The organism is Streptomyces sp. NPDC051364 (assembly GCF_040682115.1).
Lineage (GTDB): Bacteria > Actinomycetota > Actinomycetes > Streptomycetales > Streptomycetaceae > Streptomyces.
In genome coordinates, this window is the sequence record NZ_JBFBAH010000016.1 from 22962 (window position 1) to 43761 (window position 20800).

Annotated in this window: 16 protein-coding genes; 4 read left to right on the forward strand and 12 right to left on the reverse strand. The window is 71.8% G+C overall.

Annotated elements, in window-relative coordinates; all coding sequences use genetic code 11:
• Positions 1–26 precede the first annotated feature (26 nt).
• On the forward strand, positions 27–3326 hold the full coding sequence (locus AB0M76_RS28125; protein ID WP_365955517.1) for a DUF4082 domain-containing protein: 3300 nt from the start codon (positions 27–29) through the stop codon (positions 3324–3326).
• On the forward strand, positions 3323–4369 hold the full coding sequence (locus tag AB0M76_RS28130; RefSeq protein ID WP_365955518.1) for a glycosyltransferase: 1047 nt from the start codon (positions 3323–3325) through the stop codon (positions 4367–4369). The genes AB0M76_RS28125 and AB0M76_RS28130 overlap by 4 nt, the downstream gene beginning before the upstream one ends.
• Positions 4370–4446: 77 nt before the next feature.
• Here the strand turns inward: AB0M76_RS28130 and AB0M76_RS28135 are convergent, their stop codons facing one another.
• Positions 4447–5133: a hypothetical protein gene (locus AB0M76_RS28135; protein WP_365955519.1), complete on the reverse strand. Its 687-nt coding sequence runs from the start codon at positions 5131–5133 to the stop codon at positions 4447–4449.
• 95 nt (positions 5134–5228) lie between these two features.
• Here AB0M76_RS28135 and AB0M76_RS28140 point away from each other — a divergent pair, with 95 nt between their 5' ends.
• A complete protein-coding gene (locus AB0M76_RS28140) occupies positions 5229–7244 on the forward strand; it encodes an O-antigen ligase family protein (protein ID WP_365955520.1) in 2016 nt (671 codons plus the stop codon).
• Entirely contained in the window at positions 7196–8158 is a 963-nt protein-coding gene (locus AB0M76_RS28145; RefSeq protein WP_365955521.1) for a glycosyltransferase family 2 protein, read from the forward strand. Before AB0M76_RS28140 ends, AB0M76_RS28145 begins: the two co-directional genes overlap by 49 nt.
• 13 nt (positions 8159–8171) lie before the next feature.
• On the opposite strand, the gene AB0M76_RS28150 is transcribed toward AB0M76_RS28145, so the two are convergent.
• From AB0M76_RS28150 to AB0M76_RS28200, 11 genes are all read right to left on the reverse strand, one after another.
• Positions 8172–8978: a glycosyltransferase family A protein gene (locus tag AB0M76_RS28150; RefSeq protein ID WP_365955522.1), complete on the reverse strand. Its 807-nt coding sequence runs from the start codon at positions 8976–8978 to the stop codon at positions 8172–8174.
• Positions 8979–9010: 32 nt separating this feature from the next.
• Entirely contained in the window at positions 9011–10126 is a 1116-nt protein-coding gene (locus AB0M76_RS28155; RefSeq protein ID WP_365955523.1) for a hypothetical protein, read from the reverse strand.
• Between the two features lie 5 nt (positions 10127–10131).
• The gene (locus tag AB0M76_RS28160; RefSeq protein ID WP_365955524.1) at positions 10132–11616 is read right to left on the reverse strand and encodes an oligosaccharide flippase family protein; all 1485 of its coding nucleotides are present in this window, start codon (positions 11614–11616) and stop codon (positions 10132–10134) included.
• On the reverse strand, positions 11613–12365 hold the full coding sequence (locus AB0M76_RS28165; protein WP_365955525.1) for a chain length determinant protein: 753 nt from the start codon (positions 12363–12365) through the stop codon (positions 11613–11615). The genes AB0M76_RS28160 and AB0M76_RS28165 overlap by 4 nt, the downstream gene beginning before the upstream one ends.
• Before the next feature lie 164 nt (positions 12366–12529).
• Positions 12530–13657, reverse strand: coding sequence for a UDP-N-acetylglucosamine 2-epimerase (non-hydrolyzing) (gene wecB / locus AB0M76_RS28170; protein ID WP_365955526.1), 1128 nt, complete (start codon positions 13655–13657; stop codon positions 12530–12532).
• Positions 13658–13661: 4 nt separating this feature from the next.
• A complete protein-coding gene (locus AB0M76_RS28175; RefSeq protein ID WP_365955527.1) occupies positions 13662–14918 on the reverse strand; it encodes a nucleotide sugar dehydrogenase in 1257 nt (418 codons plus the stop codon).
• Positions 14918–15718 carry a WecB/TagA/CpsF family glycosyltransferase gene (locus tag AB0M76_RS28180; protein ID WP_365955528.1) on the reverse strand — a complete coding sequence of 267 codons (801 nt, stop codon included), beginning with the start codon at positions 15716–15718 and terminating at the stop codon, positions 14918–14920. Before AB0M76_RS28180 ends, AB0M76_RS28175 begins: the two co-directional genes overlap by 1 nt.
• Positions 15715–16893, reverse strand: coding sequence for a hypothetical protein (locus AB0M76_RS28185; protein ID WP_365955529.1), 1179 nt, complete (start codon positions 16891–16893; stop codon positions 15715–15717). Before AB0M76_RS28185 ends, AB0M76_RS28180 begins: the two co-directional genes overlap by 4 nt.
• A gap of 431 nt (positions 16894–17324) precedes the next feature.
• Positions 17325–17924: an acyltransferase gene (locus AB0M76_RS28190; protein WP_365955530.1), complete on the reverse strand. Its 600-nt coding sequence runs from the start codon at positions 17922–17924 to the stop codon at positions 17325–17327.
• Positions 17925–18104: 180 nt separating this feature from the next.
• Entirely contained in the window at positions 18105–18983 is an 879-nt protein-coding gene (locus AB0M76_RS28195) for a hypothetical protein (RefSeq protein ID WP_365955531.1), read from the reverse strand.
• A 63-nt stretch (positions 18984–19046) separates the two neighbouring features.
• Positions 19047–20486, reverse strand: a complete 1440-nt coding sequence (locus AB0M76_RS28200; protein ID WP_365955532.1) for a hypothetical protein — start codon at positions 20484–20486, stop codon at positions 19047–19049.
• Positions 20487–20800 lie beyond the last annotated feature (314 nt).

Consider the following 20800-nt stretch of genomic DNA (forward strand, 5'->3'; position numbering starts at 1 on the left):
CGCCGACGTACAAAAATGAGGTACAGATGAACAGACGGACAAGGTTGCTCCGGTACGGCCTCTTCACCGTGGTCGCGGCCCTGATGGCCACGGTCTTACCTCCGTCCTCGGTGGCTGGTGCGGCGGACCCCTGCGGTCCCGGCACGAACGCCATCGTGTGCGAGAACTCCAAGCCGGGCACGCCGATGTCCGACTGGTTCGCGCCCAGCGCCTACGGCGACATCAAGGGCTTCAGCGCCCAGATGAGCGTCCAGGCGGGCGAAACGGTGCAGTTCAAGGTCCAGTCGCCGACCCCGTACCGGGTGTCGGTCTACCGGCTGGGCCACTACGGGGGTGACGGGGCCCGCCTGATGTCGACCGCGGCGCAGGCGGCCCAGACCTACCCGGCGAACTTCCTGCCGGGCGGCAACCCGCACAGCTGCACCACCAAGGCCGCCACCGGCCTGGTCGACTGCGGCAACTGGCCCGTGACCGCGACGTGGACCGTACCGGCCGACGCCGTGTCTGGCCTGTACATCGCCAACCTCGACCAGGCGGACGGCAACGGGGTGATGCCCTACCCGTTCGTCGTCCGCAACGACTCCAGCCACTCCGACATCGTCGTGCAGACCAGCGACCAGACCTGGCAGGCGTACAACAACTACGGCGGCCAGGACCTGTACGACGGCGGGGGACCCGCGCCGGACGGCCGGGCGTACGAGGTCAGCTACAACCGGCCGATGGACATCGGCGGGGAGAACGGGATCTACGGGTCCGAGTACCAGATGATCTCCTGGCTGGAGCGCAACGGGTACGACGTGAGCTATATGTCCGGAATCGACATGTCGACCCGCGGCGCGACGCAGCTCCGGAACCACAAGGTCTTCATGTCCTCGGGCCACGACGAGTACTGGACCCAGGACCAGTTCACCAACGCGCTGAACGCCCGCCGCGCCGGGCTCCACCAGACGTACTTCAGCGGCAACGAGGTCTTCTGGAAGACCCGGCTCGCGCCCAGCATCGACGGCGCGGCCACGGCCAACCGGACACTGGTCTGCTACAAGGAGACCAAGCTCTCCTTCCCCCAGCCCAACGGCATCCCCGACCCGAGCGGAATCTGGACCGGCACCTTCATGGACCCGGCCAGCTCCACGAACGGACGGCCCTACCAGCCGCAGAACCAGCTGACCGGCTCGCTGTTCAGCGTGAACGGCTACCGCAGCGACGCACTCACCGTCCCCGGCGCGTTCGCCAAGATGCGGCTGTGGCGGAACACCACCGTCGCGAGCCTGACCCCCTCCCAGACCGCCACGTTCCCGGCCGGCACGCTCGGCTACGAGTGGGACAGCGACACGGAGGACGCGGCGCGGCCGCCCGGCCAGATCCAGCTGTCGTCCACCACGGTGGACATCAACGACGGCAAACTCCGCCTCGACTACGGCAACACGTACGGGAACGGCACCGCCACGCACAGCCTGGTCGCCTTCCGCGACCAGACCTCGCACGCCCTGGTCTTCGGCGCGGGCACCGTGCAGTGGTCCTGGGGCCTGACCAACATGCCGACGGGCAACCCCGACGACGCGGTGGTCACCGAGGACAAGCGGATGCAGCAGGCCACGGTGAACGTCTTCGCCGACATGGGCGTCCAGCCCAAGTCCCTGCAGAGCAACCTCATCGCGGCGACCGCCTCCACGGACACCACGGGCCCGGCCATCACGGTGGCCAGCCCGGCGCCCAACGCCACGGTGCCCGCGCTGCGGCCGGTGACCATCACGGGCACCGCGACCGACAGCGGCGGCGGCGTCGTGGCCAGGGTGGAGGTCTCCACCGACGGCGGGACCACCTGGAAGGCGACCACCGGCATCGGGTCCTGGAGCTACAAGTGGACCCCGACCACGCCCGGACCCGTGCAGATCAAGGTCCGCGCGGTGGACGACAGCGTCAACATCGGCGCCACCACCACCGTGCCGCTGACCGTGGGACCCCAGCAGTGCCCCTGCACCGTCTGGCCGGCCGCGGCCGTACCGGGCACCGTCAACGCCGGCGACGGCAGCGCCGTCGAACTCGGCGTGAAGATCCGCTCCTCGGCACCCGGCTCGATCACCGGCGTCCGCTTCTACAAGTCCCCGGCCAACACCGGAACCCACACCGGCAGCCTGTGGAGCAGCACGGGCCAGCGCCTGGCCACCGGTACCTTCACCAACGAGACGGCGTCCGGCTGGCAACAGCTGAACTTCTCCTCGCCGGTCCCGGTCAAGGCGAACACCACGTACATCGCCTCCTACTTCGCCCCCAACGGCGGATACTCCTTCGACAACACCTTCGCCACCGCCGACGCGGGGCTGGCCCCGCTGACCGCGCTGCGCAGCGGTACCGACGGAGGCAACGGCGTGTACCGCTACAGCGCCACGGGCGGGCTCCCCTCCACGGCCTCGTCCGGCAGCAACTACTGGGTCGACGCGGTCCTGGACACCTCCACCGCGAGCACGACACCGCCCACCGTCACCTCGATCACGCCGCAGTCCGCGGCGACCGGCACCGCGATCACGGCAGCGGTGAAGGCCACCTTCAGCGAGGGCATCGACGCCGACACCCTCGCCTTCACCCTGAAGGACCCGGGCGGCGCCGCCGTCCCGGGCAGCAAGGTCCTCAGCGCCTCCAACAGCGCCACCTTCACCCCGTCCACGGAGCTGGTGCTGAACGCCACGTACACGGCGTCGGTGCAGGCCGCCGACCTGTGGGGCAACACCATGATGGCGCCCGTCACCTGGACCTTCACCACCAGTGCGAGCCCGCCCACCGTGAACTGCCCCTGCACCCTGTGGGGTCCCACCGCCGAGCCGAGCACCGCCAACGTCGGCGACGACACCAACTCCGTCGAACTGGGCACCCGCTTCCAGTCCGCGGTCAGCGGATACGTCACCGGCATCACCTTCTACAAGGGCCCCGGGAACACCGGCACGCACACCGGCAGCCTGTGGTCGGCAGACGGGACGCTCCTCGCGACCGGCACCTTCGGCAGCGAAACGCTGTCCGGCTGGCAGCAGCTCCACTTCGCCACGCCGGTTCCCATTACCGCGGGCACCAGCTATGTGGCCTCCTACCACGCACCGAACGGCAAGTACTCAGTGGACGGCGGCTACTTCACGGCCGCGCACCGCTCCTACCCGCTGGTCGCCCCGGCCGACGGCAGCGGCGGCGCCAACGGCCTCTACAAGTACGGTGCTTCCACCGCCTACCCGACCAACACCTTCGGCTCGGTGAACTACTGGGTCGGCCCGGTGTTCACCACCACGGCGCCGGCCGGCCTCGCGACGGACGGCTCCACGGAGGTGTCCGGCCAGTGAGCACCGTCAGCGTGGTGATCCCCTGCTACAAGTACGGCCACTTCCTGGCCGACTGCGTCAAGAGCGTCCTGGACGAGCAGCCGGGAGTCGACGTACGCGTCCTGATCATCGACGACGCCTCGCCGGACGACTCGGCGGAGGTCGCGCGGGCGCTTGCGGCCGCCGACCCCCGCATCGAGGTCCGGGTCCACGAGCGCAACCAAGGCCACATCGCCACCTACAACGAGGGCCTGCTGGAGTGGGCCGACGGGGACTACGTCGCCCTGCTCTCCGCCGACGACCGGCTGGTCCCCGGTGCCCTGGTACGCGCCGCGGCGCTGCTCGACGCCCACCCCGAAGCCGGCTTCGCCTACGGCAGGCCGCTCAGGTTCCGGCACGGCGGACCGCTGCCCGCGGCCCGCACCCGGAGCACCGGTTCGGTGGTCTACCCCGGACGGTGGTGGCTGGAGCGGCGCTTCCGGGAGGGCACCGGGTGCATCACCTCGCCCGAGGTGGTCGTCCGCACCAGCCTCCAGCGGAAGGTCGGGGGCTACGACCCGGACCTCCCGCACGCCGGCGACATCGAGATGTGGATGCGGCTCGCGGCGCACGCCGACGTGGGCTACGTCCGCGGGGCCGACCAGGCCTTCTACCGCGTCCACGGCAACAACATGTCCACCACGGACTTCGGCGGACAGCTCGACGACCTGCGCCAGCGCCTCGTCGCCTTCGACTCGGTCCTGGAGAAGTGCTCCGGGCTGCTCCCGGAGTCCGGCCGGCTGGCGGCCCTGGCGCGGTCCCGGCTCGCCCGGTACGCGCTGCGGCGCGCCTACCGCGCGTACGACCGGGGACGCACCGGGGTGGTTCCGGTCGAGGAACTGGAGGCCTTCGCCGCCGAGTGCCTGCCGGAGTACACCTCGCTCGCCGAGTACCGGGCGCTGCGCCGGCGACGGCGGATCGGGGCCCGTGTGATGCCGTACCTCCAGCCGCTGGTGCTCTCGGCCGTCGCCGACCGGGGGCGCGAGTGGCTCTGGTGGCAGTCCTGGAAACGCCGAGGGATTTGATGAACCAGCAGTACCGACAGCACCAACTGCACCACCGCCCCGTGCTCGGGGCACCACCGGCCCGGCGGCCCGCTTCCTCAGCGGGCCGCCGCGGCCGCGGGCACCCGGCTTTCGGCCTCGGGCTCGGCCGCGTTCTCCGGACCGGTGTCGGCGCGTTCGCGCCGGCGCCGGTTCCGGCGCGTCACGACCTGATCGGTCCACAGGGCGGCGGCCACGGCGCAGACCCCGGCCAGCAGCACCGTCCCGGCCAGCCCGCGGCTCTTGGTCCCGGTCTGCGCCACCGCCGTCGGCGGGACGAGGAGCGTCACGCTCATCCGCGCCGGCTCCGGGATCTGCTGCTCGGCCTGCATGTCCGCGAGGCGCTTCGTATAGGCCTCGACGACCTTGAGCACGGCCAGGTTGGCCGCGGCGGGTTCCGCGTGCTCCGTCTGCACCTGGAGCGAGGGGATCAGATAGCGGGGCGTGACGCTGGTGCCGCTGTTCCGCGGGATCAGCCGGTACGTGCCCGTCACGCCCGCGGCACGCAACTCGGCCGCCCCGGCGGGGGATTCCAGCTGCTGGACCGCCGCGTACGACACGGCGGCGAGCGGCGGCTGGAGATTGGCGAGCTGGTTCGGCTGGCTGCCGGTCACCGGCGGCTTGAGCACGACGATCCCCGAGCTCACATAGGTCACGGTGGGGCGGAGCACCTGCAGGGCCCCGGCGCCCGCGAGCACCGCCACCAGGAGCAGGACGTACCAGCGGCGGCGAAGCGTGCGGAACAACTCACCAGGCGACACAGGATTCCTTCCGTCGCGTTCGATCTTCCCAGGACGCGGGTCGGCCCGCCATCGGTTCCGGCAGGCGCAAGGGAGTGTTCGTGAGCATCGGTGAAATAGCCGCCGTGCTGCGGCGCCGCTGGTACGTGATGGTGCCCCTCACGCTGATCGGACTCCTCGCGGGGCTGCACCTGTACCGGTCGGTGCCCGTGGCGTACCAGTCGCAGAGCTCGGTGGCGCTGCTCGACTCCACGGCGGTGGCCGAACTGGCCCCAGCCTTCGGCAACCCCATCTCGAACGCGGGCGGTTCCCTCGTCGTGACCGCGGACGTGCTGATCAGGACCCTGTCCGGGGCGGACGCCGCGCGCGATCTGCACGGCCTCGGCGTGACCGACCCGTACACGGTCGGCTTCGCCGCGAACACCTCGGGCCCGATGCTCACCCTGACCGTCACGGGTACCGACCGGGCGAAGGTGCTCAAGGAGACCAGTACGCTCACCACCTTCGCCGGCGAGCAGCTCAACGCGCTCCAGGCGGCGGCCAAGGTGCAGCCCGCGTACTTCGTGCAGACGGCTCCGGTGGTGCTGCCGCAGACCCCCAAACCCCAGCTCAAGAGCCGCTACCAGCAGGTGCTGGGCGTCGTCATCGCGTCCGTCACCGCCGGCTTCACGCTTTCCTTCGTGACGGAGACTCTGCTGGTGGCCCGCCGCCGCAGGCGCGAGGCCGCCGCCGCGGCCGGCGCACCCCGCAAGCGCGTCCGCAGAAGGCTGCGGGGCCGGCAGCCGGACGCCGCCGCCCTACTCAGCGGCTACCTGGGGCTGGCCTTCTTCATCCCCTCGAACCTGACCCTGCCGGGCATGGGCGGCGTGGGCACCCCGGCCAACGTGTTCGCGCTCCTCGGCCTGTTCTGGTACCTCGCGACCTGGCTGACCGGCCGGATCCGGTCGGCCGCGGGCACCCGGCTGCCCCGGGTCGTGATGTGGCTGCTGGCCGTCTCGGTGCTGGCCTCGTACCTCGCGAACGCCGCCCGCGGCAGCTCGCACAAGGAGGTGCTCGGGGCGGACCGCGGCCTGATCGGGCTGCTCGTCTGGGTGTCGATCGTCGTGCTGGTCTCCGCCGGCATCCAGGACCGGGCCCGCCTCGACGTCCTGCTGCGGCGGGCCGTGGTGATGGGATCGGTGGTCGCCGCCATCGGCTACTACGACTTCTTCACCGCGACGAACATCGCCGAACACATCAGCATCCCAGGCCTCCACTCGAGCGTCGCCCAGATCACCACCCTGGACCGCGGGGCGTTCACCAGGCCGCGCTCCACCACCGCGCAGCCGCTGGAGTTCGGCGGCATGCTCGCCCTGCTGCTGCCTTTCGCCGTACAGCAGGCCTTCGACCCGGTCCGCAGCCACCTCAGCCGCCGGCGGCGCTGGGGTCCGGTGGCCCTGATGGGCGGCGCACTGCCGCTGACCGTGTCACGCACCTCCATCATCGGCGCGCTCATCGTCGTGCTGGTGATGGTGCCGCGCTGGAAGCCGCAGCGGCGCTGGAGCGCGATCGGCCTCCTGCTGGGCTCGGTGGCCTGCTTCAAGGTCCTCGTCCCCGGGCTGATCGGCACGATCACCACGCTCTTCGGGTCCTTCCTGTCGAACTCCGACAGCAGCACCCAGGCCCGTACCGTCAAGTACAGCGCGATCGTCCCCTACTTGGAGGAACGCCCGCTGTTCGGGCGGGGCCTGGGAACCTTCACGCCGGACCTCTACTTCTTCACGGACAACCAGTACATGCTGACCCTGGCCGAGATGGGCCTGCTGGGCCTCCTCGCCCTCCTGGCGCTCTTCTTCACCGGCATCCACCAGGGCGGAGCCATCCGCCGCCTCGCCGCCGACGAGTCCGACCGGGAGCTCGGCCAGGCGTTCTTCGCCTCGGCCCTCGTCGCCCTGGTCAGCAGCGCCACCTTCGACGCCCTCAGCTTCCCGATGTTCGCCGGGATGTTCTTCCTGACGATCGCCGCCGGAGGCAGTTACCTCGGCTTCATCCGGCGCAGCGCGCCGAAGCCCCGAACCGTGGAGTTCCCATGCCCTCCCGCCGCCACCCGGCCGGATCTCGCGCAGCCGGTCCCATAGCCGTCCTCGTCGTCACCTGGAACAGCGCCCGGGTGCTGCCCGAGTTCCTGGCCTCCCTGCCGGAGGGCATGGCCGGGCTCGACTGGCGCCTGGTCGTCGCCGACAACGACTCGGCCGACGGCACCGTCGAGCTCGTCCGGTCGCTGGCCCCGGACGCGACGATCGTCCAGACCGGCCGCAACGCCGGGTACGCGGCCGGGGTGAACGCCGCCCTGGAGGCCGCCGCCGCGTGGGAGGGCGGCTTCGACGCCGCCCTCGTGTGCAATCCCGACATCCGGATGCGGCAGGGCTGCGCCAGGCTCCTCGTCGACGCGCTCGACGCCCCGCTGTCCGGCGGACGCCGGGTCGGAATCACCGTCCCGCTGCTGTACGAGGAGGACGGCACGCTCCAGCACTCCCTGCGCCGCGAATCGCAGGTGACGCGGGCCCTGGGCGAGGCGGTGATCGGCAACCGCCGGGCCGGGCGCTTCCCGCGGTGGAGCGAGCTGGTCACCGATCCGTCCGCGTACGGGCGGGCGACCGTCGCCGACTGGGCGACCGGTGCGCTGATGGCCCTCTCCCGCCCGTGCCTGGACGCCTGCGGGGCCTGGGACGAGTCGTTCTTCCTGTACTCGGAGGAGACCGAGTACTGCCTGCGCGCCGGGGACCGCGGCTTCGCGACCCGGCTCGAGCCCGCGGCCTCGGCCGTCCACCTCGGCGGGGACTCGCAGGTGTCGCCGCGCCTGTGGACGCTGCTGACCCTCAACCGCGTACGGCTCTACAGCCGTCGGCACGGGGCGGCGGCCACCGCAGCCTTCCGCGGGGCCGTCCTGCTGCGCGAGACCTCGCGGGCGGCGCTCGGCCGGCCGGCGAACAGGGCGGCGGCGCGGGCCCTGGCCAGCCCGTCCGCGCTGCACGCCACGCCCGGGCCCTGAGGCGGCCGCCGGATCACCCGGTGGGCGCCTGCCCGTCCCAGGCGGTGTAGAAGCTCGCCGGGTTGACCAGGTAGCGGACGGTGGGCCGGGGCACGTGGCGAACCTCGTGGCGGCGCGCGTAGCGGCGTACGAGCTCCCAGTCCTCGCGCGGCAGCACCTCGGGCGTGCGCCGCAGCCGGCTGAAGTACAGGGACCGGGTACGACGCGCCACGAAGGCGTTGGTGTCGAGGAACGCCTCGCGGGCGGCGCGGCGCCGGTCGAACGGGACGGACAGCACGTCCCGTTCGGTGCCGTCGGGCAGCACCCGGCGCAGCGCGGTGTACACGGCGTCGGGCCCGCCGGACGGCTCCAGCACCGCGAGGGCCTGCTCCAGGTGGTCGGGCTCCCACAGGTTGTCGTCGTCCAGGAAGGCCACGTACCGCGAGCGGGTCAGCCGTATGCCCACGTTGCGCACGACTCCGGCCGTGGCCGTGTTGCGGGCCAGGGACACGGCGAACAGCCTTGGGTCCGAAGGGAGTTCGGGGAGTCCGGCGCCGTCGTCGACGACGATGACCACCTGGTCGTGGACGGTCTGGTCCAGGGCCGAGCGGACCGCCGCGCGCAGCGCCTCGGGGCGCCGGTGGGTGGCGATCACGGTGGCCACGAGCGCGGCCGGCGGGCTGCCCAGGACGGCGGCGAGCCGGGTGGCCTCGGCGTCCTCGAAACGGCGCAGCCGCACGGCGGACGGGGCGAGCAGGACCTTGTTCCTGGCCTCGAAGAGCACCAGCCAGCCGAAGGCCCGCTTGAGCAGCTCCCAGGGGGCCCTGGCGATGCGGTGCATGATGTCCTCTCGATCGTCAGGGGGCACGGTGTTCAGGAGGTGGGCTCGGGAACGACGGGCCGGCCGTCGGCCGTGTGGTTGCCGTGCCACACGTTTCCGGCGCCGCCCGCGTTCCAGGCGGCGACCAGCCCGTAGGCACCGCCGTTGGGGTGGTACTGGGCGGAGAACACGTTGTCCGTGACCTGGATGCCGGTGGCGCCGGGCCCGCCGCCGTAGAGGGCGTACGCCCCGCCGGCCAGCCAGTTGCCGTCCACGACCACGGAGGAGACGCTGCCCGTGTCCGCGAAGAGCCCGATGGCCGCGCTGGCGCCCTGCTCCACGGGGACGGGGTTCAGCAGGGTGTTGTGGCGGATGGTGAGGCGGCCCTTGTTGCCGCCGCCGCTGATGACGGCGTCGGTGTGCTGCCACTCGCCGCCCTGGTTGCGGAAGGCGACGATGTCGTGCACGTAGTTGTCGTGCAGTTCGCCCTGGCCCATCGAGAGGGCGTTGCCGAACACGGAGATGTCGCACCAGCCGACCTCGATCGAGCTGCCGCCCATATTGGAGACCGCGTAGTCGACGCCGCCGTTGTCGGGGCCCTTGCCGGGTACGGCGGTGATGGTGGTGTGCAGGACCCGCAGGCCGCTGTAGCCGGGGCGGAGGTTGATCCCCCACCAGTTCGTGGAGGTGATCCGGCTGTCGATGATCGTGACGTCGTTGGCGTAGACGTCCAGCGAACCGCGGATGTCCCAGCCCTTGATGACCGTGCCGTCGGTCTTGACGGACATGTTCCCCGTGTCGTGCCGCTCCAGCGCGATCCGCGGGCCGGTGGTGTGGGGGTCTGGGAATCCGCAGGCGCCGGGCGAGGAGCAGGGGCCGGTGGTGGGCGCCCCGCCGGTCCCGGGCGAGGGGGTGGCGGAGGAGGACGGGGCCGCGGTGGCGGACGGACTCGGGCTGCCGGTCGCGGACGGGTCCGCGGATGGCGTGGGCGTGGGCGTGGGCCCTGGGGCAGGGCTGGTGCCGGGGCACTGGAGGGCGCTGTCCGGACAGGACCCGGCCGAGGGCTCGCTCACCCCGGTCCGGTCGGCCTCGTACAGGGCCAGTACGACGGCCAGTACGAGCAAGGCCAGCAGCCAGGCCCCCAGGCGCCGCCTCCGGTTGCGTGCCATCGCGGCTAGCCCCCGGCCGCCGCGGTCGCTCCGGCGGGCGGGGAGCCGCGCAGGAAGCCGAGGCTCGGCAGGATGCACAGGGCGTAGCAGACAGAGCCTGCGGCCGCGGTCGCGAGGAGCGCGAGGACGCCGTCGCCGAGGAGCCGCTCCAGGCCGAGGACCACGGCGGCCATCGCGGCGCCGCCGAGGAAGGGCCAGGCACAGGCACGGGCCACGGTTCCCAGGCCGACGCCGCCGCGGTGCAGCGCGTAGAGGAACACCGGCACCACGACCGCGCCCGCGACCAGGACGTGCCCCTGGGCCACACCCACGATCCCGCCGGCGCCGGCGCCGACCACCAGGACCGGGATCAGGATGACGAGCCAGAGTCCCTGGACGCCGATGAGCGAGCGGCGGCGGCCGATGGCGACCAGGCAGTCGTAGGCCAGTTCGCAGCCGATCCGGACCAGGCCGAGCGCCATCAGCCAGGGCAGCGCGGCGGCCGCGGGCAGCCATCGGTCGCCGTACACGAGCCCGACGATCGGGGCGGCCAGGGCGGCCAGCAGGACGCAGAGCGGGACGGTGCCGGTCATCACGATCCCCAGGGCGCGGCCGAATCCGCCGGCCAGCGCCCCCGGCGAGTCGGCCAGCCGGGAGAACCCGGCGAAGGAGACACGGCGGGCCGCCTCGGAGATGATCCGCACGGGCCAGCCGGAAATGTTGAACGCGAGCACGTAGAACCCGAGGGCCAGTTGGTCCAGGGCGGAACCCACCACCATGGTGTCCACGTTGACGACGCCGAGGGCGAGCATGCTGGCCCCGGCGAGCGGGAGCCCGAAGCGGAGCAGGGACCGCGCCTGCTCCCGGTCCCAGCCGAACCTCAGGGTGCCCGGCGCGGCGAGGCAGCAGCCGACGAGGGCGGCCGCGTTGCCGGCCACGGAGCCCCACGCGAAGCTCATCGCGCCCCAGCCCTCGACGGCCAGCAGCAGGGTCACCCCGGTGCTGAGGACGAAGTTGACGGCGTCGATGGCCATCCGCTTGCCCTGCGCGAACTCCCGGGTCAGGAACCCGGCGGGCACCTGCGACAGCCCGTCGAGGACCACGCAGACGCACATCACCCGCAGGATCCCGGACGCCTCGGGCGAGCCGAGTACCCGGGCCACCGCGGGGGCGGCCGTGAACAGCACGGCGTAGAGCAGGCAGCTGGAGGAGGCGCTCAGGGTGAGCACGGTCGGGGCGAAGCGGCGCGGGTCGCCCTCCCAGCGCACGATGGCGAGGGAGACGCCGAGCTCGTTCGCGGAGAGCAGGACCAGCAGCACCGTCTGGGCGATCCCGTACACGCCCCAGGCCTCGGGACCGAGGAAGAAGCGGGCGAGGATGATGCCGGTGACGAAGTTGCCGAGGCGCATGACCACGGTGTTGACCAGGCTCCACCGGGCGGCGGAGCCGACCTTGCGCCCCAGCGACGGTGCTTCGGGCGGCGCCTGGACACCGGGGTCGGTCCCGGTCACGGCGACGATCCGGCGGAGGCTCGGGCGCTACGGGAGGCCCCGGAGCCCGCGGAGCCCGCCGTGTCCGCGGTGTCGGGTACCGCCTCGGACTCGGTGCCTCCGAGTGCGGCGGTCTCGGCCGGCGCGGGCCGGTGCCGGCCCGGCTTGCCCGACCTGCGGCGGCGGGCCTCCACGAAGAAGGTGGCCACCAGGCTGAGTACGAAGCCCAGTGCCCCCGCCATGATCAGGTACTGGAGCCGGGTCTTGGTCTGCGCCTCCGGCTTCTGGGGCGGAACGATCGTCGCCATGCGGATCATGGCCTCCGGCGTCACCGACTGCTGGGCCTGGAACTCCTGCAGCCGCTTCTCGGCGTAGGCGGTGAAGACCTGGTCCGACTTCAGGACGGCGGCCGGTTCGGTTCCGGTGACGCTCAGCCACATGAAGGGCCCCTGCGCGTTGTCGGCGATCTTCGCCTCGTACTCCCCGGTGACGCCCTGGGCCTTGAGGTCGGCCCGGGAGTCGTCGGAGTTGAGATTGCGGGCCAGGCCGTCGGCCATGCCGGTCAGCGAGGCCTGCGTGCTCAGGAAGGGGTTGCCGTCGAAGGCCACCGTGGCCTTCTTCGAGTTCAGGAGCGTCACCGTGCTCTGTGACCGGTACTCCACCGGGACCAGCACGTACACGCCTGCGATGAGCGCGGCCGTGAGCAGCAGTCCGGGCAGCAGCACGTACCAGCGCCTGCACATGACCCGCCAGATCTCCGCGAGATCCATCAGCCTTCTTTCGAGGGAACCACCGACTTTGCCCGGTGGGGAGTTGACAATCTTGGTGCGTACGCGGAGAGCCTCGGAAGTACGTCCAGTACGAGCGTGCCGCTCCGCCTTGCGATGCACCGCACCGGACGACGCGAAAACGCACCCCACTTCCCCGAGACCACTCAGACGACGGGCGTTGTGCCCGCCTGGAGGTCGGTGGGTCTGAGCCGCGTGTGCGTCGGCCCCTCGCCCAGCAGGACCTGCGCGATGCGCTCGCTCGCGCGGCCGTCCCAGAGCTCGGGGCAGCGCGCCGCGGGGGGATCGTCGAGCACTCGGTGCACAGTGGCCGTGATGCGCCCCGGGTCGGTGCCCGCCAGTACGTTGGTGCCCTCCTCGACGGTGATCGGCCGCTCGGTGTTCTCCCGCAGCGTCACGCAGGGCACCCCGAGGGCGGTCGTCTCCTCCTGGACGCCCCCGGAGTCCGTGAGCACCACCCGGGCGGCGTCCTGCAGGGCGATGAAGTCGAGGTATCCCGCGGCCGGGACCATCCGGATCCCGCCGGGGACTCCGATCTCGGCCAGCGGCTCCGCCGCCCGCGGGTGCACGGGCAGCAGCAGCGGGCAGCGGTCGGCGATCTCGCCCAGTGCCTTCAGCAGGCCGCGCAGCGCCCCGGGGTCGTCCACGTTGGCCGGCCGGTGCAGGGTGACCAGGCCGTATCCGCCCCGGGTGAGCCCGTACCGGTCCAGGACGTCCGAGGCCCGGGCCCGGTCCAGGTTGGCGAGCAGGGTGTCGATCATGACGTTGCCGACGACGTGGATCTGGTCCTCCCGGTACCCCTCCGACCGCAGGTTCGCGGCCGCATCGGGGGAAGGAGCCAGCAGGTAGTCGCTGACGCGGTCGGTGGCGACCCGGTTGACCTCCTCCGGCATGCCCCAGTCCCGGCTGCGCAGTCCGGCCTCCACGTGGGCCAGCAGCGGGCCGGCCTTCGCGGTGACCAGGGCGCAGGCCAGCGTGGAGTTGATGTCACCCACCACCACCACGACGTCCGGGGCCAGTTCGTCGACCAGCGGCTCGAAGGCCGCCATCACCCGGCCGGTCTGCTGGGCGTGGGTACCGGACCCGGCGCCCAGGTACCGGTCGGGGGGACGGATGCCGAGGTCGCGGAAGAACACGTCGTTCATGGACTCGTCGTAGTGCTGGCCGGTGTGGACGAGGATCACCTCGGCGCCGCGGCGCTCCAGCGCGTCCATCACCGGTTTGATCTTCATGTAGTTGGGCCGTGCTCCGGCCACGCAGATGATCCTGGGCATGGTGTCAGAGCACCTCCACGGCGGGACCGGAGACCCGGTTGCGGCAGTCGAGTACGAAGGAGGCGTGCTCGGTGATCATCGCGTAGTCGAAGGAGTCGTGGTCGGTGAGTAGGACGACCACGTCGGCGGCGGCCAGCTCCTTGCGGGTCGGCTCGACCCGTACGAGGCGGGCGTCGACCTTGAGGCCCTCCACCACGTGGGGGTCGGCCGCGCGCACCTTGGCGCCCATGTCGAGCAGCAGCTGCGAGATGCGTACCGCCGGCGACTCCCGGGCGTCACCGGTGTTCTTCTTGTACGCCAGCCCCAGCAGCAGGATCCGGGAGCCGTTGACCGAGCGGCGCTTCGCGTTGAGCGAGTCGATCACGCGGCGCGCGACGTACTCGGGCATGTGGCTGTTGATGTCGTTGGCCAGCTCGACGAAGCGGAAGTTCTGGCCGAGTTCCCGCTGCACCCGCCAGGACAGGTACGACGGGTCGATCGGCAGGCAGTGTCCGCCGACCCCGGGGCCCGGGGTGAACTTCATGAAGCCGAACGGCTTGCTGGACGCGGCTTCGATGGCCTGCCACACGTCGATGTCGAGGTGGCGGGCGAACATGGCTATCTCGTTGACCAGGGCGATGTTCACGTGCCGGAAGGTGTTCTCCAGCAGCTTCGCCAGCTCGGCCTCCTTGGGCGAGCGCACCGGTACCGTCTTGTCGACGAGGCCTCCGTAGAAGGCCTCCACGGCCTTGAGCGAGGCGGCGTCCACGCCGGAGACGACCTTGGGCGTCTGCTGGAAGCCCCAGACGGTGTTGCCGGGGTCGATCCGCTCCGGGCTGTAGCCGAGGTGGAAGTCGGCTCCGGCGGTGAGGCCGGAGCCGTCCTCCAGGATCGGGCCGAACAGCTCCTCGGTGGTGCCCGGGTAGGTGGTGGACTCCAGGACGACGGTCGCGCCGGGCCGCAGGAAGCGGGCCAGTGTGTGTGCCGACTCCTCGATGTAGCGCAGGTCGGGGGCACCGTCCTGTAACGGGGTCGGGACCGTGACGACCGCGATGTCGAAGCCGCCGCAGTCGCGCGCGAGTTCACTGGGCTGGTAGGAGCCGCGCTCCAGTGCCCGGGTCAGGCGTTCGGAGGAGACGTCCTCCACGTACGACTCGCCGGCGGCGAGGCTCTTGATCCGCCGGGCGTCCACGTCGTACCCGACCACTTGGTGTCCGACCTCGGCGGCCCTGATGGCCAGCGGGAGGCCTACGTATCCCTGTCCCACGACGACGACGCGCATCAGTGACTCCTGTTCGCGGAACCGGCAGACGGTACGGCAGACGGTGTGCGGCGGATGAGTTCCCGGACCGTCATGACGAGGAAGGCGGTGTTGGTGGTGAGGTAGCGCTTCCCGAGGCGGCGCGGCTCCTGCAGGGCGCGGTAGAACCATTCGAGGCCCATGCGCTGCCAGACCACGGGGGCCCGCTTGGTGATGCCGGCCAGGATGTCGAAGGAGCCGCCGACGCCGTGCACCACGTGGGCGCCGGTGCGCTTGCCGTAGCCGGCGGTGAAGATCTCCTTCTTGGGCGAGGTCATGCCGAGGAACAGCAGCTGGGCGCCGCTCTGCGCGACGGCGTCGGCGACCGCCGCCTGGTCGGAGTCTTCGAAGTAGCCGTTGCGGCTGCCGGCCACGCGCAGCGCCGGGAAGCGCTCGGCGATCCGGCCGAGCATCAGGTCGAGTACGTCCGGCCGGGCGCCGAGCAGGTAGACGGGGACGTCCGCGGTCTCGGCGGCGGCCAGCAGCCGCATGAACAGGTCGATTCCCGCGACCCGTTCGGGCAGCCGGACGCCGAGGACACGGCCGGCCCACACCACGGCCTGGCCGTCGGCCAGGACGAGGTCGCAGCCGGAGACCGCCGCCGCGAGACGGGGGTCGCGCCGCATGTTGACCAGCTTGGCGGCGTTGACCATGCCGATCTCGATCTGTTCACGGCGCCGTACCGCCTCGAGGCAGCGCTGCACGGTCTCGTCCATGGTCAGCGCGTCGAGCGTGACCCCGAAGAGGGTCTGGCGGGATGGTCGGGACTTTCGGTGGATCATCTCCCGGGACCCCCGAGCCAGGCGTGGAGCAGCCAGCCGAACTCGTACGGCCTGCACTCGCGGTCGATCACGACCGGACGGAAGATCAGGTCGAGCGGAGCCAGCCGCGCCTGCGGGGCCACCTTGGTGGTGACTCCGCGGGCGGCGCGGACGGCCTTGGCCGGGTCGCCCCGGTAGACCTTGCGCCAGGTGACCCCGTACTTCTCGAGGATCATGGGCTCGCGCGGACAGCCGTCGGGCCCACTGATCTCGGGCACGTCCGTCATCCAGCGCAGCCCCCGGCGGATGGCGGCGCCGAAGTCGGTGCCGCCCGCTTCGGCCAGGTCGAAGAGGGCGGTCGGGGCCATGGCGTGCTGGTGCACGCTGTAGACGGGGTAGCCCTCCACCACGCCGCCCGTGCGGGCGTCGTAGTGCCACCACCACTGTCCGCCGTCCCCCTGGAGTTCGCAGATCCGGGCGGCGCAGGCATCGGCGGCCGCGAGGGCCTCCGGGTCCGGGCCGCTCGCGTGCAGCCGGGCCAGTGCCTGGAGCGGATAGGTCTGGTCGGCGAAGCAGGCCACGTGGGAGCGGTACCCGGGGACCAGCCCCGGCCCGGTGGCGTGCGGGAACAGCGGACTGCCGGCAGCCCTGGCCGCCAGCAGACGGTCGCGGGCGGCCGCCAGCCGGTGCTCCACGTCCGCCGAGGTACGGGCCGCGGCCAGGGCGGAGAGCACCCAGGCCGCCTCGACGGTGTACTGCGGCCGTCCGGGGACGTCCAGCTCGGCCACCCGCGCGAGGGCGTCCGCAAGCTTCGGGTGCCCGGTCTCGGCGGCGGCCCAGGCGATGAGCGCCGCGTCCCCGAGGTTCGTCACCACGGGCAACCGCTCCACCAGCAGCCCCGCGTACTCCTCGACGCCGTGTCCGCCGAACAGGGCGCGCTGCCGCTCCTCGGGCAGGAACCGCGCCCCCAGCGCGGTGATGGCCGCGTACCGGGTGCTGGTTCCGCGCCCCTCCACCCGGCGGATGCCGTCGGAGGTGACCGTCCCCACCCGGGTGAACACGAAGGTGTCGGAGCCCGCCAGGTACATCTCGGGCAGTCCCGCCTCGGCCAGCGCGAGCAGCCGCTCGGCCAGCGCGTACAGCGAGGGGTCCTCGTGGGCCAGTGCTTCTAATCGTGCTGCTCGTGCTGTGGTCACCGGGTCCCCACCCCGGTTCCCTGTGTGCTGCGCCCACCTCGTATGTCCGAGCTGTACGGCTCCAACACACCTACCCCCTCTGATCGCTCCTCGGACAGACCCGGCGGTCGTCGTTCCGCGGAGGGGAATGCGCATGACGGCGCACGTGCCGGCGGTGTGAATTCCCCCGATGGCACGAACCGTCCGGGGCCGCCCACTGGATCCCCCCAGCGATGCCCAGGACCGGAGCACACGCGAACGGCAGCGTCGGGCGGGCGCGTTGCGCGCCGTCCGTCGTCACTTGGTCCGCGATGCCCTCGTCGTGTACAACCCCCCACTGAACAAAGCCTGTTGCCTGCTCAGATCCCGTGTACAGGGACAAGGTATGCCCAAGGGTGTGCGTTGATTGCGGTTTTGAGGAAATGCCGCTGACCCAAATTGCCGACGTACCGTCAGGTCCGCTCGAGCAGAGTTCCGTCCTTCTCCTCGTGCAGCGAACCGGTGCGCGGACACTCCCACACGCCCGGCTCGCCCTCGCGCTCCACCAGGCGGACCCCGGCCCGGCCCACCCAGCCGATGCGGCGGGCCGGTACCCCTGCGACCAGTGCGAAGTCCGGTACGTCCCGGGACACGACCGCGCCGGCCGCGACCAGCGCCCACCGCCCGATGCGCACCCCGGCCACGCACACCGAACGGGCGCCCAGCGAGGCCCCCTCGGCGACCACGACACCGGCGGCCTCCCAGTCGCCGCCGCGCTTCTGCCGGCCGTCGGGGTCGACGGCCCGCGGATAGAAATCGTTGGTGAGCACGGCTGCCGGGCCGATGAAAACTCCGTCGCCGAGTTCGGCGGGCTCGTAGACGAGTGCGTAGTTCTGCAGCTTCACGTTGTCGCCGATTTGTACGCCGGGCCCGACGTACGCCCCCCGCCCCACGATGCAGTCGCGCCCGAGCCGCGCGTCCTCCCGTACCTGCGCCAGATCCCAGATCGTGGTCCCGTCCCCGAGTTCGGCCGTTTCGTCGACCTGGGAGGAGGGTTGAATTCGGATACTCACGGGGCGGTCCCCTTACGGCTCGCGAGGCGTTCGGATGCACGGCGTAACGACGCGGTGACGCACTGACGTACGGGGGGAGCATATGTGCCGCGTGGCCGCCCCACCCGGGAGATCAACCGACTGTTCACGCAGTGGACTTGGCGCCCCCGCGGCCCGGCCCGGCCGTACCGGAGCCCGGCGTCAGGAGCGGCGGCGCCACCAACGGCGTGGAGGGGACTGCCGGTCCTGCCCGTCCTGCCGGTCGCCGTTCCGGTCGTCGACCTGCTGCTCGGAGAGGGCCCGGCGAGCGGCCTCGGCGGCCTCCGGGTCGTCGTACTTCCGGGAGATCAGCTCGATCCGTCCGGTGGAGTGATCGATCCGGATGGTGTCCAGCCGCATCCGGTCGAGGTCGGCGATCTGGGCCGCGTGGGTGACCCGGTGCAGCGCGAGCGCCGAGACCATCGGGTCGTCCCCTCCGACCGTCACCCCGTCGTTCAGCAGCGTCTGCATGAACCGCTGCGAGGCCGCAGAGGGGAGCTCCTCGTCGACGGCCATGTGCACCATGAGGTTCTCGCTGCCGGTGTCGAGCCAACGGGCGTGTGAGACCCAGACGCAGTGGATGTCCGGGAACTCGCGCAGCCGGCGGAATGCCGCGTCGCGCAGGGCCACGGCGAGCGGGTGGGTGGACCAGGTCAGCCTGAGCCGCTGCCCGTCGCCCCGCAGGCCTCGCCGGGCCATGGCACCGAACAGGGCCGGGAACGGGACGACCACCGACGCCCCGTCCGAGGCGAACAGCAGCAGCTGCTCGGCGCCGGTCTCCCGGGCGATGTCCATCAGCCGTATCACGTCGCAGCGGACCGTGCCCGCGGCATTCGGCAGGTGCTCGGTGCAACACGCCTCGCTGACGCAGCCGGGCAGTGCCGGAGCGCCGTCCGCGCCGTGTCGGAGGAGGTACGGCGAGCCGTCGTCGTGGACCGGTACGAACACGCCGTGGTCGATCAGGGCGGCGAGGACCCGTTCCGTGCCGCTCTCGGAACTGCCCTGGCCGATGAGGTCGGCCAAGGCCGCGTCGAGTATCACCGGGCGATGATAGGACAGCGAAAGATCTTACGAACGCGTGGTTCTCGCGACTCCGGGCGGCCGTCAGTGGCCGTTGGGGTGGTGGACGACGAGACTGCCGTACGACGACAGGGCTGCGGTCGGGTCGCGCGGGTCGTCGCGCAGTGTGCTGTCGAGGAAGGTGATGCTCGCGGCGGCGGTGATGCGCGGGCCCGCTGTGCGGTCCAGGGAGCCGATGAGTGAGGGGAGGGGCGGCAGGTAGAGGGTGGCGTCGGTGAAGGTGAGGTGTGCGGCTCCGGGGACGGTGAGGCGGTAGCTCGTCGCAGTGCCGAGGTCGAGGACACCGGTGAGGCGTGGGATGTAATCCGGGTCGGTGTCCGGGCCGATGGCCTGGGTGAGCGCGAGCACCGGCTGATGGAAGGGCTGCGGCGCCGGGTCGTGGGGGAAGCCGTCCAGGTCGATGACGGCGGCGAACCGGGGGTCTTGGCGGGCTGCCTGCAAGGCCGCGCCGCCGCCGAGGGAGTGGCCGGCTGCCACGACGCGGCCGGTGTCGAGGTGCCCGGTGAGAAGGCCGGCGATCTCGCCGCTGTCGATGTGGTCCAACTGGGTGCGTACGAAGGCGAGATCCGCGGCGCGGACCGCCGTCCAGTCGGCCGCCCGCCTCTCGTCCTCGGCGGCGTTGCCCGTCGCCGAGACCTTCGTACGGATCGTGCGGCCGTCGTTGAGCACGACGGCGGCGGAGTCGTAGGGGTGGTCGAGGCCGACGACGACGTAGCCGTGGCTGGCCAGTTCCTCCGCCCAGGCCGTGTTCTGCGTACGCACCCCTCCCAGCCCGGGGGAGAACAGCACGGGGACCCGTTCGCCGTCGCCGGCCACCGGGACGTCGTACGCCGACTGGGTGCGGGCGCGCGGGAGGCCGTCCAGCAGGGTCCCGGGAAGGCCGGCATAGTCCGCGAGGGCGTCGGAGACCACGCGGGCCTCGTGTTCGGTGCGTCCGAGGTACTGGGCGTGGCCGGTGCCCGCGGGCCCCTTCCGGGCGGGATACCAGAACTGGGCGACGACCGTGCGCCGGTCGTCGGGTGCGGCGGTGGCGGTCTCGGGGCGCTCGGGGTCGGTCAGCTCCAGCACGCTGGTGCCGACCGCGAACCGCCCGGACGGCTGGGGGAACACCGGCGTGGGCAGGGCCCAGGCCGCGGCCGGGCCCGCGGCGATCAGGCCGAGGCACACCAATGACCCGGGCAGCGCGAGCCGCCACGCGGCCCTGCGCGCCCTCCGACCGGTACCTCGCCGCAGCAGCGGTGAGATGGCGAAGGGGAGGGCGACCGCCGTGCCGACCAGCACCGGCACCATCTGCCAGCGCAGCCCGAGCACGCCGAGTGCTGCCCCGGACACCACGACGACCGCCGCCGCGGTGACGGTGACCGGCCCCCGCAGCCGGATCGGAAGCCACCGCGCCAGCACCAGTGCGACTGCTCCCAGCACCAGAAGGACTTCCCAGGGGGACATCTGCACGTGTGCGCTCATTGCCTTCACGTCGCCATGTTCGAGGCGTTCCCGCAGCGTGGCGTCACCCTCGGGTTGTGCAGGCTCTGCGACTTGAGTCGCATCGACCGCGGGTACGCCGCATCCGGAGTTGCTCATGTCATATGCCTGTCGCATTGCGCGTATCCGTGTATATGGTGTGGCTCCGGACCATCCCGGGCACACGGCCCTCCCGCACTCCCCACGGGAGGGCCGTCGCGCGGCGTGTCGCCTGCGGTGTGGCGAGGGGTCAGTGCACGGCGGCGGCGCGGAGGGCGGCGGTCGTGTCCGCGGCGTCCTTGATGCGACAGCCGTCG